13 protein-coding genes and 1 tRNA gene are annotated in these 13,617 nt (G+C 60.3%); 10 read left to right on the top strand and 4 right to left on the bottom strand.

Annotated features, from left to right (window positions below; genetic code table 11):
- Window positions 1-75: 75 nt before the first annotated feature.
- From WC509_00535 to WC509_00525, 3 genes are all read left to right on the top strand, one after another.
- Window positions 76-163: transfer RNA gene (locus WC509_00535), tRNA-Leu, on the top strand.
- A 243-nt stretch (window positions 164-406) separates the two neighbouring features.
- Window positions 407-1,336, top strand: coding sequence for an aldo/keto reductase (locus WC509_00530; GenBank protein MFA5005944.1), 930 nt, complete (start codon window positions 407-409; stop codon window positions 1,334-1,336).
- 72 nt (window positions 1,337-1,408) lie between these two features.
- Entirely contained in the window at window positions 1,409-2,317 is a 909-nt protein-coding gene (locus WC509_00525; GenBank protein ID MFA5005943.1) for a cation diffusion facilitator family transporter, read from the top strand.
- A 48-nt stretch (window positions 2,318-2,365) separates the two neighbouring features.
- Here the strand turns inward: WC509_00525 and WC509_00520 are convergent, their stop codons facing one another.
- The 3 genes from WC509_00520 to WC509_00510 all read right to left on the bottom strand — a co-directional run bounded on the left by WC509_00520 (window position 2,366) and on the right by WC509_00510 (window position 5,344).
- Window positions 2,366-3,550, bottom strand: coding sequence for a hypothetical protein (locus WC509_00520; GenBank protein MFA5005942.1), 1,185 nt, complete (start codon window positions 3,548-3,550; stop codon window positions 2,366-2,368).
- Complete coding sequence (locus WC509_00515; GenBank protein MFA5005941.1) at window positions 3,547-4,071, bottom strand: RNA polymerase sigma factor; 525 nt, start codon at window positions 4,069-4,071, stop codon at window positions 3,547-3,549. Before WC509_00515 ends, WC509_00520 begins: the two co-directional genes overlap by 4 nt.
- A gap of 73 nt (window positions 4,072-4,144) precedes the next feature.
- A complete protein-coding gene (locus WC509_00510; protein MFA5005940.1) occupies window positions 4,145-5,344 on the bottom strand; it encodes a hypothetical protein in 1,200 nt (399 codons plus the stop codon).
- Window positions 5,345-5,490: 146 nt separating this feature from the next.
- On the opposite strand from WC509_00510, the gene WC509_00505 reads away from it, so the two are divergent.
- Together WC509_00505 and WC509_00500 are read left to right on the top strand one after the other, a co-directional pair.
- Window positions 5,491-6,291 (top strand): heparan-alpha-glucosaminide N-acetyltransferase domain-containing protein, encoded by an 801-nt coding sequence (locus WC509_00505; GenBank protein MFA5005939.1) that lies wholly within the window; start codon window positions 5,491-5,493, stop codon window positions 6,289-6,291.
- Window positions 6,292-6,310: 19 nt separating this feature from the next.
- Complete coding sequence (locus tag WC509_00500; GenBank protein MFA5005938.1) at window positions 6,311-7,930, top strand: class I adenylate-forming enzyme family protein; 1,620 nt, start codon at window positions 6,311-6,313, stop codon at window positions 7,928-7,930.
- A gap of 83 nt (window positions 7,931-8,013) precedes the next feature.
- On the opposite strand, the gene WC509_00495 is transcribed toward WC509_00500, so the two are convergent.
- Window positions 8,014-8,586, bottom strand: a complete 573-nt coding sequence (locus WC509_00495) for a helix-turn-helix domain-containing protein (protein ID MFA5005937.1) — start codon at window positions 8,584-8,586, stop codon at window positions 8,014-8,016.
- A 408-nt stretch (window positions 8,587-8,994) separates the two neighbouring features.
- On the opposite strand from WC509_00495, the gene WC509_00490 reads away from it, so the two are divergent.
- The 5 genes from WC509_00490 (at window position 8,995) to gcvH (ending at window position 13,612) form a co-directional block, all read left to right on the top strand.
- A complete protein-coding gene (locus tag WC509_00490) occupies window positions 8,995-10,254 on the top strand; it encodes a hypothetical protein (GenBank protein ID MFA5005936.1) in 1,260 nt (419 codons plus the stop codon).
- Window positions 10,255-10,353: 99 nt separating this feature from the next.
- Window positions 10,354-11,079 (top strand): Fic family protein, encoded by a 726-nt coding sequence (locus WC509_00485; protein ID MFA5005935.1) that lies wholly within the window; start codon window positions 10,354-10,356, stop codon window positions 11,077-11,079.
- A 43-nt stretch (window positions 11,080-11,122) separates the two neighbouring features.
- Complete coding sequence (locus WC509_00480) at window positions 11,123-12,109, top strand: lipoate--protein ligase (GenBank protein MFA5005934.1); 987 nt, start codon at window positions 11,123-11,125, stop codon at window positions 12,107-12,109.
- A 19-nt stretch (window positions 12,110-12,128) separates the two neighbouring features.
- Window positions 12,129-13,238, top strand: a complete 1,110-nt coding sequence (gene gcvT, locus WC509_00475; GenBank protein ID MFA5005933.1) for a glycine cleavage system aminomethyltransferase GcvT — start codon at window positions 12,129-12,131, stop codon at window positions 13,236-13,238.
- Window positions 13,235-13,612 (top strand): glycine cleavage system protein GcvH, encoded by a 378-nt coding sequence (gene gcvH / locus WC509_00470; GenBank protein MFA5005932.1) that lies wholly within the window; start codon window positions 13,235-13,237, stop codon window positions 13,610-13,612. The genes gcvT and gcvH overlap by 4 nt, the downstream gene beginning before the upstream one ends.
- The last annotated feature ends 5 nt before the right edge of the window (window positions 13,613-13,617 follow it).

Raw genomic sequence — 13,617 nt, 5'->3', positions numbered from 1 at the left:
GTTTTTTTTCATGAAGAAGCATGCGTTTTGAGGCTGGAAAACGCGATCGATGTTGTATAATATGCATTGCCATCTGCCAGTGTGGTGAAATCGGTAGACACGATGGACTCAAAATCCATTGCCCCCCAAAGGCATGCCGGTTCAAGTCCGGCCACTGGTACCATCGCAAGCGAAGCCATGTCCGATGTCTGGACATGGCTTTTTTCGTGTACCGATCGGATCAGGAGGACGAAAATGCGCGAAGGAGATGCATTGGTCTTGACGATATGGTATAAATAGACGGGAAGGAACACGCATCAAGGGAAGATGGAGACATGCTCGAACGTGAACTGGACGCACACCTGAACGACCGCGACCGGCGCTTTCCCGAGGAGCCAGACGCGATTCCATGAGGAGGGAAACCATGATGACATTGACGAAATTCGGAAAACCCCTGATCGAACTCAGCCGCGTCGGTTTCGGCGCCTGGCAGCTGGCCAATCCCCTGTGGGGCGAAGCCGGCGAGGAGGAGTCCATCCGGCTCGTCCGCTCGGCGATCGAGAAGGGCGTGAACTTCTTTGACACCGCCCCGGGATACGCCGGGGGGAAGTCGGAGGAGATCCTCGGCCGCGCGATCGGATCCGACCGCGGGAAAATCGCCGTCTCGACCAAGTTCGGACACAATCCCGACGGTTCGAGCGACTGGCACGTCGCGGCGATCGAGCCGTCGCTGAGGGCGTCGCTTGCGCGTCTGAAGACCACCTATGCGGATTCCCTCCTCCTCCACAATCCACCGAAGGAGATCCTCGAGGGGCATACGAACCACTTCGAGGAACTCGCGCGTCTGAAGCGGCTCGGGCTGATCCGCGCCTATGGCGTCTCGATCGACACCCGCGAGGAACTGAAGACGAGCCTCGAACGCACCGACGTCGACGTCGTCGAACTGCTCTACAACGTCTTCTTCCAAAGCGCGCGCGATCTCTTCGAGGAGGTCAGGAGGAGAAGAATCTTCCTGGTCGCGAAGGTTCCGCTCGATTCCGGCTGGCTGTCCGGCAAATACGACGAACAGTCGATCTTCACCGGTATCCGCGCCCGCTGGTCGCGGGAGGTCGTCGAACGTCGCGCCGGACTGGTCCGAAAGGTGAAGGATGTCGTCGGCCGCGAGGACATCTCGCTCGACGCGCTCGCCTTCATCCTCTCCTACGATGCGGTCGCCTGCGTGATCCCCGGCATCAAGTCCCACCGCCAGATGAACGACAACCTCGCCGCACTCCACCATCCGATGTCCGTCGAGACGAAGCGGAAACTCGAGGAACTGTACGACCGCGAGATCCGTCCCGATCCGCTTCCGTGGTGAAACGCGCGAGTCGATCCGCGTGCGTTTGCGCGCGCCTTGTGATATGATACGCTGATGAATGGGGGCATGGACATGACGCGAAAGAAGATGAAGAGCCGACTGGCGCTTCCTTTCTTCCTGAACCTGTTCTTCACCGTCTTCGAGATCCTCGGCGGCTTCTATACCGGATCCGTCGCGATCCTTGCCGACGCCGTCCACGACTTCGGGGATTCGATCGCGATCGGCCTCTCGTGGCTGCTCGACCTCAAGGCGAAGCAGAAGCCGGACGCCCGCTTCACCTACGGCTATGGGCGCTACTCCCTGCTCGGCGGGATGATCTCGTCGTTGATCCTCGTCGGCGGCGCCGCCGCCGTGATCGGCGAATCGGTGCCGCGGATCCTGAATCCGACTGTCGTCGACGCGACCGGGATGATCGCCATCGCCGTCTTCGGCGTGGTCGTGAACGGTGCGGCCGCATATACCGCCGCGAAGGGGAAGACGCTCAACGAGAAGGCCGTCGGCCTGCATCTCTTCGAGGACGTCGCCGGCTGGATCGCGGTCCTGATCGGCGCCGTTGCGATGGCCATCTGGGACGTTTTCGTGGTCGACGCGATCCTCTCCCTCGCCTTCACCGTCTACATCCTCTTCCACGTCTTCAAGAACCTGCGCGAGATCATGGCGGTGTTCCTCGAACGCTCGCCCGCCGGCTTCGATCCGGCGAAGGTCGCCGTTGCGGCGGTCGACGGGACCGACGTTCTGTCGGTCCATCACGTCCACCTCTGGAGCGTCGACGGCACGAATCCGCTCGTCACGCTGCATGCGGTCGTCCGTTCGGAAGCGACGGCGGCGGAACTCGAATCGATCCGCGCCGCCCTCCGCGAACGCCTCGAAGGGATCGGGATCCCGCACGCCACGATCGAGGTCGAGACCGATCCGCGGACCTGCGAGGACGCCGAGTGCAATCCGCCCGAGGCGGACGGCGGGCATCATCACCATCATTGAAAGAAGGTCACTCTCCGGATTCGGCGAGTGACCTTCTGTTTTCGTGGATCAGATGACGAAGCTCGTGTCCATCCCGTGGCCGGCAGCGCCGCCGCGGGTCTTGTCGGTGCGTTCGCCGGAATGCGAGGAATGTCCCGCATGGTTGCCGGTCTCGGCGTCGATCTCGTACTGGTAACGGTAGACGCCCTGTTCTTCGTCGTAGGCGACCGCGACGCCGAGGCGGCCGATCTCCGTCTGACCGTCGATCTCGACGCGGTAGCGGATCATGAAGCCGGCTCCGTCCTCGCCGCGGCGGAAGCTGAACTCGTAGGAGTCGTCCGCGGTTTCGCTCGCGATCGCGGCGACGAGGTTGTCGTCCTCGCGGGACAGGCGCATCTGGACGCTTTCGTAGAGCGCGCCGTCGCGGGTGACTTCGTAAAGGTACTTCTGCCCGTCGGCGTCGGTCTGGTCGACGATCGTGATCGAATCGTCGCCGCGCACCGCGGTGAAGCGCGTGCGGACGGTCTCGCCTTCGGCCGTGACCGCGCCGGACAGGGCGTATTCGTCGCCGCCCATCGTCATGACGCCGTCAATGAGCGACCGGTTCACGTCGCCGGGATCGGCGGACTGGTTGTAGAGGATCTCATAGGAGAGGGCGTTGCCGAGGAGGTCGACGGTCGTGAAGGTCAGCTGCCAACGATAAGGTAGGACGTCGATCTCGACGATCTCGTAGGTCGTGACGTCCTTCTCCGCGAGCATGACCTCCATCGTGTTCAGAAACTCGTTCAGCTTCTGCATCTTCAGGGTCACGATCGGGTCGGATGCGATCGGGATGGTGGTCGTCGGATCGTTTCCGCCGGGTCCGGTCGTCTGACCGCCGTGGGGCTGGGTGGTCATCGGACCGTCGCCGAAATCGATCGGTTCGAAGGCGATGTCCGCGTCCGCGAACTGCGAGAGCAGCGCGGTCGCCGAGACCATCTGGAAGCCGTAGATCTCGGCTTCGGTCTCGAGCGCGAGGACGACGGGGTCGTCGGTCTTGAGGCGGTCGTAGATGAAGATGCCGGTAAGCGCGGCGAGGAGAAGCACCATCGCCGCCTTGAGCGCGAAGGCATAGTTGAAGCGCGGGAGCCGGCGCGGAGCGGGTTCGGGGGCGGGAGCCACGGGGACACGTTCCAGATCGATCTTCCCGCGGACGTCCGGCATCTCGGCCAGCGCGGCGCGGCGGATCATCCGCTTCAGTTCTTGACGTTTCATGGCTCCTCCTTTCCGACATGACGCTGCATTTTCCGGATCGCCCGGTTGTAGAGCCAGAGCACGGTGCCGAGCGGCTTTCCGACGATGGTCGCGATGTCCTTGAACTTGTGGTCGGAGACGACGTGCAGGAGGACGATCTGGCGCTCCTCCGAATCGAGGGGAGCGACGAGCGACTCGAGGTCGTATTCCGCCGGGCCTGCCGGTTCGACCCGGTCGAAGACGTAGGATTGCTCCTGCGGATCGACCGGGGTCGTCCGGCGTTCCTTGCGATAGTGGTCGAGCGCCAGGTTCTTGGCGATCTGGACCAGCCAGGCGTTGAAGTTGCGTCCGGGTTCATACTGGTCGAGGTTGGCGAGCATCCTCATGTAGGTTTCCTGCATGAGGTCCTCGGTGGTCCCGCGGTCGCGGACGATGGCGACGATCACGGCGTAGACGCCGCGCTTCGTCTGTTCATAGATTTCCCCGAATGCGGCTTCGTCCTTCTGGCGGAGCGCATCCAGGCGGCCATCGAAATCGAACATGGGACCCACCTCGTTTCGATGACCATTATATCATACTCCGGCCGCCGGGAAAACCCGGCTTGTGGAATTCGTTTCAGGCGGCGCCGCGACCGCCGTGGCCGTTGTCTTGTCCGCCGCGGCCGCCGCGCTGGGTTTCGAACTCATGCGACTCCTGGTGGTCGACCCGATGTCCGTTCCGATATTCGGGAATGACATCGTAGGTGTACGTGGTCAGTCCCGAGGCTTCGTCGTAGGTGGCGACGATCCGGATCTTGCCGGATTCCTCGGCGCCTTCCTCATTTTCGACGTCGTACTGGACCATGATGGTGGTGACGTTCTCGACGGTTTCGAGCTTGAACTGGTAGCGGCCGCACGCCTCGCCTTCGATGAAGGAGAGGTCGACCTTGACGCCGTCGTCCTCGACGTCGACCTTGATCTTCGACCGGTTCACGATGACGCCGTCGGCGACGATCTCGTAGAAGAACTTCCGGTCGCCGTCACCGTCGCTCTGGTAACGGACCTTGACGAAATTGTCGTGGTCGACGAACGAACGGAGCATCATGACTTCCTCGTCGTCCTCGACGACCTTCTTGCCTTCGAGGTAGAAGGTGGATTCGCCGACGAGCAGCATGCCGGTGAGGGCGTAGACGACGTCATCGTCGTTCTCGTCCTGGAATTCGAACTCGCGGTTGCGGAGACGTTCCTGGTCCTGGTCGCGATCTTCGAAGGACAGCGGTTCGGTCGTGGTCGCGGATTCGGTCGTGGTCTCGGGCTCTTCGGTGGTGGCTTCCGGTTCCTCGGTCGTGACCGCCGGTTCCTCGGTGGTGGTTTCGACCGGGTCGCCGTCGACGGGTTCCTCATAGAGGACTTCGGTGTAGTAGAGGACGTAGGTGACGTCGTTGCCGAGGATGTCCTTGGAGACGTAGGTCATCTTGTAGGTGTATTCGGGCAGGTCGGACGACTCGACGGTGACGGACAGGCCGTTCGTGTTGCCGAGGAACCGCTCGATCATCGCGAGGTACTTGTCGATTTCGGAAAGGTCGTCGTCAACGACGGTTTCCTCATCGTCGGCCGGTTCCTCCGTGGTGGTCTCCTCGAGGATCGCGTAGGTAAGCGGCTGGGCGACGGTCGCGACCGGATCGAGCGTGCCGGCGAGCAGTTCGGTTGCGGAAATGGCTTCGAAGCCGACGACGTCCTCGGGGGCGCCGAAGGTGTCGGCCGTCGGAACGGCGTTGCAGGCCGCGACGGCAATGGTCGCGAAGAGGGCAAAGACGATGGAAAGGATCTTCTTCATGGATGATACCTCCTGGGTTGACTCGTGGTCACAACATATACGTTGCCGGAGCACGCAATATTGGCGGCTTCGGCTTTTTTTGCACAATGCTCTTCTATCTGAAAAAAGATGTGATATATTAGAGATACGAAGCGCGGGTGATGACGATGGAACGGGAGAAGGGAACGAGGATCTGGGAGGTCGACTTCCTGCGCGGCTTCTCGATCATCATGATGGTCTGGGACCATCTCATGTACGATCTCAAGAGCCTGCCGTCGTGGTTTTCGAACTTCTACGCGTTCGAGCGTCCCGGGATCGAGTGGCTCGTCGGCTTCGCGAGCGACTACTGGCACGGCGACCTGCGGGCGACGTTCCACTACGTCTTCGTCGGCTTCTTCCTGGTCGTTTCCGGCATCAGTTTCACGTTCTCGCGCTCGAACCTGAAGCGCGGTCTCAAGTTCCTCCTGTTCGCCGTCCTGATCTCGGCGGTGACGATGACCGTCGACCGGTTCGCCGACCTCGGGATCAGCGTCTTCTTCGGCATCATCCACATGTTCGCGCTCGGTACGCTGATCACCTGGGCACTGCGCAAGATCTGGGACAACGACATGTTCATGCTCGCGGTCGGATCCGCGGTCGTCATCCTCGGCGTGCTCTTCGCGTGGCGGGACGTGCCCGCCTACGGGAACGTCACGTGGGACAACTTCCTGTCGATCATCGTCGGGACGGCCGCTTACGGCGCCGACCACTTCGGACTTCTGCCGTACACCGGCGTGATCATGATCGGCACCGTCATCGGCAATCGCTTCTACGCCGCCCGAAGGAGCCTGTTGCCGAAGCTCGACGGCAGGTGGAACAGGCCGTTCGTCCTCGCCGGCCGGCACACCCTCGCCATCTTCGTCGCCCATCAGCCGGTGATCGCCGGCCTCATCTTCCTCATCGGCCTTCTGGCCGGCTACCGTTTCTGAACCACGAAGGAGGGAAACCATGAATCCGAATCACTCGCTTTACGACATCGTCGCGACGACCGCGTCGCTCCATCCCGAGAACGACGCGCTCTTCTTCATGGGCAAGGCGGTCAAGTACCCCGAACTGGTCGCGCGCATCGATTCCGCCGCGGCGGGATTCGAAGGCGCGGGCATCCGCGCGGAGGACGTCGTCACCGTCTGCATGCCCAACGTCTTCGAGACGATCTACGCCTTCTACGCGCTCTCGAAGCTCGGGGCGATCGCGCACATGGTCCATCCGCTCACGCCGATCGCGCAGATGCGCGGTTACATGAAGCACGCCGATTCGAAGATGCTCGTGATTCTCGACACGATGTACCGTACCTACGCCCCGCTCGTCGACGAGCTCGGCGTCAAACTGGTCCTCTGTTCGCCGGTCGCGACCTTTTCCGGCATCAAGCCGCTCGCCTACCGGCTGATCAACCGCAAGAAGCTGAAGGGCATCGCCTATGGCGAGAAGATCCTGTCGTTTGCGACCTTCGCCGCGGGACGCCCGGCGGCGAAGACCGCCAAGACCGATCCGCACGGCGCGGCCGTCTATCTCCACAGCGGCGGTACCGGCGGCCAGCCGAAGACGATCGAACTGTCGGCGTTCGCGATCAACACCCTCGCCTTCCAGACCCAGTTCGTGATGGAGGAACCCGACTTCACCGGCCGGCACATGCTGGCGGTCCTGCCGATGTTTCACGGCTTCGGCCTCTGCATGGGGATCCACGGGATGCTCTGCTACGGCGGCACCGACACGCTCATGCCGAAGTTCAAGGCCGACGAGACGATCGAGCTGATCAAGAAGAACCGCGTCAACTACGTGATCGGCGTGCCGACCCTCTTTGAGTCCCTCCTCAACAATCCGAAGTTCGCGGGAAAGCATCTCGTCAACCTCCGCCGCGCCTATGTCGGCGGCGACTTCGTCGCGACGAAGCTGAAGGAAGACTTCTCGCGCGTCACGAGCGAATGGGGATCCGCCGCCGAACTGCTCGAGGGCTACGGCCTCACCGAGATGGTGACCGTCCTCGCCGTCAACACGCCGTCGAACAAGAAACCCGACACGGTCGGGCATCCCCTTCCCGGGATCCGGGTGAAGATCCTCGACGTCGCCAACCAGTCGGAGGTCCCGATGGGCGTCTGCGGCGAGATCGCCGTGGCGGGCGATACGATGATGATCGGCTATCTCCATGATCCCGGCGCCACCGCCCAGGCGATCATCGAGCTGAAGGAGGGCCGCTTCCTCCGGACCGGCGACTACGGCTATCTCGACGTCGACGGACACGTCCACTTCAAGCAGCGCCTGAAGCGGATCGTCAAGGTCTCCGGGATGCCGGTCATGCCCTCGGAGATCGAGACGCTCGTCACCGGCATGCCCGAGATCCTCGAGGCGGCGGCGATCGGCATCCCCGATCCCGAACGCGGGAACATGATCCGTCTCTTCATCACGATCAAGCCGGACCGCAGGCCCGGTCCGACCGACGAGGAAATCCGGAAGCGGATTCGCGAACATCTCTCCGTCTATTCGATCCCGAAGCAGATCGTCCGGCTCGAGAAGATGCCGCGGACGGTGGTCGGGAAGATCGACACGAACGCGCTTGCGAAGATGGAATGAAACCGAGGGGATCCGAACGATCCCCTTTTCCATGCAAAAAAAGATCCCTCCGAAGAGGGATCCGATGAACTTTCGATGCGATGTCAGAACAGCCGGTTCGAGAGGTCGCGGAAGTAGAAGACGATGAGCTGGACGATCATGTCCTGGATCTTCTTGATGTCGTTCACGTTGTCCTTGAAGACGACGAACAGCGCCTGGATGAAGCTGGCGGCGACGATCTTGAGGAAGTAGTCGGAGAACATTCCGGGGAAGAACTCCTTGACCTTGGTGACGACGAGGCTTTCGAGCTGCGACTTCACCTGCTGGTAGTGCGATCCGTTCGCGTTGAAGATCATGATGAAGATCTCGCGGGTATACGGGCGCAGGACGTTGATCACGTAGGTGACGATCTGGGTGGCTTCCTTCTGGTTCTCGATGTGGGTGATGTGGAGCTTCTTGTCGAACGATTCGAGATCGTCCAGGGCGCGTTTCGCCGGCGCCAGGACGGCGTTGAACAGGGCCTCCTTGTTTTCGAAATAGCGATAGATGTTGCCGACGGTGATGTTCGCGGAATCCGCGATCCGCCGCATATTCGCATTCTGGTATCCATGTTCGAAGAACTCGAGTATGGCACCGTTCAGGATGGCCTTCTTGACTGACTCTTTCAGAACCTGCATGATTATTCCTCCTTTGATATGGTCCTTTACAACCTCATATTAGCACTCCGATTTTTCATTGTCAATCGAAAAGAGCGAGAATCTATCGGCGAAGAGTCGATTTAATCATTTATTTATCGGGAACGGCGAAAAACCGCTGTCGGATCATTTCGAAAAACGTTGTTCAATATTTCTTATTATCCGAATTGACGGGACGTAATCGACTGTGATAATACCACCAATTTGCATTATCCGCTTTCCGGAAGGACGCAGGACGGATGGCCCGGATGCGGTTCACTAAAAATGCCGGAAGAGCCATCCGTCGCCGTCCACGGGTTTCGATCTTTCCCGAAGAGATTGTCCGAGTCGGTTGACATCACCCCGTTCACGTTATATAATCAATCTATATCGAATACAGAGGTGACGCGCATGAAACGATTCTTTGCCAACCTGATTCTGTTCCTGTCGGTTCTGCTCTGCGGAATCGTCCTGATCCCGTTCAACGACCTTTCCCAGTGGGCTCTGTACTATCCGATCGTCACCACGTACGAGATCTACATCAAGGCGGGCGTCGCGGGACTCTTGTTCGTCTTCTCGCTCATCTTCCTGATCGTCAGCATCCACGACGAGAACGTTTACGGCGAAGTGAAACCGAGCGTCGCCCAGGCGGCGATCCTGCCGATGTGGCTCTACGGCGTCGCCATGCTCGGCTACACGACCATCATGCAGCTGTTCCGCTACCAGTGGTTCGCGCATGACACGACGAACCTGATCATCCTTGCCGGCGCCGGAGTGGGTCTTCTGAACGCCATCGCCCTCGCGCATCTCGTCCTCGGCAACTTCCGCACGGGACGTCCCCTCAAGAAGGTCGCGCTCTTCGCGCTGTCGCTCGAACTCCTCGGCATCGGCGGGTACGGAGCCTATCTGATGCTCCAGAAATTCGCTACCGCCGATTACCAGGCGCTGAACACCCTCTATTACGCCGCCGCACCGGTCCTCTTCCTCGTGCTCTACGTGGTTCACCTGATCCTGCAGGCCGCGCGTCGCCGCCGCGAACTCGAGGAAGGCGAAGTCGCCGAACAGCCCGCCCGTGAACCGGAACGCCAGACCGCCCCGCAGCCGCAGGCCGCCGCTCCCGCTCCGAAGCATGGCAAGAAGGGTGCACGGAACGTGGAACCGCCGCAGCCGCAGAACAAGACGGTGATCGTCGACGCCAACCAGGCGATCGTGTCGAAGGAAGCGACCGTCGAGCCGACGGCGATGCTCTTCGAGGACGTCGAGGTCGATCCCGAATTCAACAAGACCGCCAACCTCGACCGCCAGGTCTCCTCGATCGAATATTACATCGAGAAACCGCGCATGTTCAAGCCGCTCGACCCGACCTTCGACCAGCTCGTCCAGTATGTCCGCGAACTGCCCAACGTCGTTACCAAGCTCGCCGACGACCGCATCACCTTCTACGTCGACCGCAAGCCCTTTCTGGTGCTCCTGAATTTCGGGAACTACTACCGGATGGCCTTCCGCTCCGAACTCGAGAAGGGCATCCGGATGATCATCAAGTATCCTACCATCTCGAAGAACAAGGGAACCAAGGACAGCCTCTGGTTCAAGGCCAACAACTACGGCGATCTTCCGAAGGAAGTCGTCTACGACATCGTGAAGTCCGCGTTCGACAACGTCCACGCTTGAGAAGCAACTTTTGAAGTTGCTTTTCTTTTTCTCATTCAATGGCGGAAACCTTGATAGAAAACGTTTTCTATGATACACTAAAAGACGAGGTGATACATCATGAAATCGATGGAGGCGGAAGGCCTCAAACAGCGGTTGCTCGACAAGAAGGCTGGCATGACCCCGGAACTGAGAAAGGAACTTTGCGACGAGTTCGACAGGCATTACATCTACGAATCGACGAGTTTCGACAATGGCGACTTCAGCTTCGAGGACGTGTGCTTCTTGCTCGAGGATCATTCCCGGATCTTCCCGGACAAGGACGAGAACGTCCGTAAGGCGATCATCAACAACTACCATGCCGTCCAGATGGTGCACCGGCTGGCCGAACGGCATCAGGAAATCAGCGAGACGATCGTGAAAGACCTTCATCAGGAACTCGTCGACGGAATCATCCCCGGCGGCGTGTACCGGACCCGCGACCTCTTCATCCTCGGCGCGAAGCACGTGCCTCCGAATTACCTCAAGATCTTCAAGAAGATGGACGACTACTTCGCCGAACTCGCCAACCCGAACCTCACGGGTCTTGCGAAGGCGGCGTTCGCCCATCTCGAGATCCTCAAGATCTACCCGTTCATGGATGCGAACGGCCGCCTCGCGCGCCTGCTCCTGAACTACCAGCTCGAACTCGAAGGGTATCTCCCGGTCTCGATCACCAAGGGCATCCGCAACCAGTACTACGCGACCATCGACGAGTACAAGATCAACAAGGACGCGGTTCCGTTCACCGAGTTCCTCGCGGATCTCGAAATCAAGCGAATCACCGCGTTTCTGGAAAGGGAGTAGCTCGCTACTCCTTTTTTTTCGAGAGGCATCCACGGAGGCAGCCATGAAATACGTCAACTATCCCAGGGAAGAACGACGCAATCTCTCGTTCTACCTCGCCACCGAGGAATACCTCGCCCTCCATTATCCGGCGGACGAGTATTTCTTCATGTGGCAGGTCGAACCCTCGGTCATCTTCGGCCGCAACCAATTGATCGAGAACGAGGTCAACGTCCCCTACTGCAAGGCGCACGGGATCAGGATGTACCGCCGCAAGTCCGGCGGCGGTTGCGTCTATTCCGATCCGAGCAACATCATGTTCTCCTTCATCACCCCCTCGTTCAACCAGAGTTTCGTCTTCGAGGACTATCTGAACCGGGTCGTCCGGATGCTTCGGAAACTCGGGCTCGACGCCCGCTTCTCCGGCCGAAACGACATCCTCATCGGTGACCTCAAGGTCTCCGGCAACGCCTTCTACCGCGTCCGCGAACGTTCCGTCGTGCACGGCACGATGCTGTTCGCGACCGACGTCGAGCAGATGGTCCGTGCAATCACGCCCGACAACGAGAAGCTCGTTTCGAAGGGGATCGACTCGGTCCGCAAGCGCGTCACCAACCTGAAGGACCATCTGACGCTATCGATCGAGGAGTTCAAGGCGTTCGTGAAGCGCGAGATGACCGATTCCGAAATGACGCTGACGGGGGCGGACCTGCAGGGGATCGCCACAATCGAGAGAAGCTATCTGTCCGACGATTTCATCTACGGCAAGAACCCCAACTACACGATTGTCCGCAAGGGTTACGTCGCCGCCGGAACGGTCGAGGCGCGGCTCGAGATCAAAAACGGCGTCGTCCAGAAGATGAACCTCCTCGGTGACTACTTCCTGATCGGCGACCAGGATGAATTCCTCGCCCTGTTCCGCGGTCTCCCGTTCACCCGGAAAGCCTTCGAGGAGGCACTCTCGGCGGTCGACCTCGGCGACTACGTGATGAAACTGGACGCACGCGATTTTTGTGAAATCCTGTTCGGTGAAAACCCGACCATGCTATAATTATCGAGAGGTGTGTAGAATGGAAGATATCCGCAAGACCTGCCTTTACGACAAGCACGTCGCGCTCGGCGCGAAGATGGAGCCGTTCGCCGGCTGGCTGATGCCGATCGAGTATTCCGGAATCATTCCGGAGCACACGGCCGTCCGCACGAAATCCGGCATGTTCGACGTCTCCCACATGGGCGAGATCCTCGTCAAGGGACCCGACGCCCTCCGCTACATCGACTACGTCACCACCAACGAGATCTCCTCCAAACCCGACGGCAAGGTCGTCTACGGGATGATGCTCTACGAAAACGGCACCGTCGTCGACGACCTGCTCACCTACAAGGTCTCGGCCACCGAACTCTTCCTCGTCGTGAACGCCTCCAATGTCGCCAAGGACTATGCCTGGCTTGTCGAGCGGACCGAAGGGTTCGACGTCGTCGTGAAGAACCTTTCGGACGAATACGCCGAGATCGCCGTCCAGGGTCCCGCGACCGAAGCGCTCCTGAAGAAGATCATGGGCGTCGACCTCTCCGACCTCGAGGCCTTCACCTTCAAGCACGTCTGGTGGAACCTGAACGACCTTCTGATCTCGCGCACCGGCTATACCGGCGAGGACGGGTTCGAGATCTACGCCGACGCGATCGCGACCGCCGAGATCTGGGACCTTCTGCTCGCATCGGGCGAGATCCTCCCCTGCGGCCTCGGCGCCCGCGACACGCTCCGCTTCGAGGCGGCGCTCCCGCTCTACGGTCACGAGATCTCCGACGAGATCACGGCCCTCGAGGCCGGACTCGGCTTCTTCGTGAAACTCGACAAACCCGACTTCATCGGCAAGGCGGTCCTCGTCGCACAGAAGGCCGGCGCCCTGAAACGCAAGGTCGTCGGAATCGAACTCGCCGAGAAGGCGATCCCGCGCGCCCACTACGAGGTGTACTCCGGCGAGAAGAAGATCGGCTTCGTGACCACCGGCTACCTCTCCATCTCCGCCGGCAAGCCGGTCGCGATGGCGATGCTCGACATCGAGTACACCCCGCTCAACACCAAGGTCCAGGTCCAGGTCCGCAACCGCAAGGTTCCCGGATTCGTCCGCGACAAGAAATTCTTCAAGAAGAGCTATAAACAAAAAGGAGAAGCGTCATGAGCAGAGTTCTGGAAGGAATCCTCTACAATCCGACCCACGAGTGGGTCAAGGTCGATGGCGACACCGCCGTCATCGGCATCACCGAATTCGCCGCGCATCAGCTCGGCACCGTCGTCTTCGTCGACCTCCCGGCCGCCGGCACCAGACTCGCGCAGAACAAGGAATTCGGCGCCGTCGAATCCGTCAAGGCCGCCAGCGACCTGATCTCGCCGCTCTCCGGCACCGTCGTCGAAGTGAACGAAGACCTCGTCGGCGATCCCGAGGGCGTGAACAGGGACGCGTTCGAATCGTGGATGATCCGGATCAAGATCGCCGACCCGGCCGAACTCAAGAACCTGTTGTCTCCCGACCAGTATCGCGCCGTCTCCAAGTAGGGAGG

The organism is Candidatus Izemoplasmatales bacterium (assembly GCA_041649275.1).
GTDB lineage: Bacteria > Bacillota_I > Bacilli_A > Izemoplasmatales > Hujiaoplasmataceae > UBA12489.
Note: the sequence above shows the minus strand (reverse complement) of the source record. Positions and strands in the feature narration are given on the sequence as shown.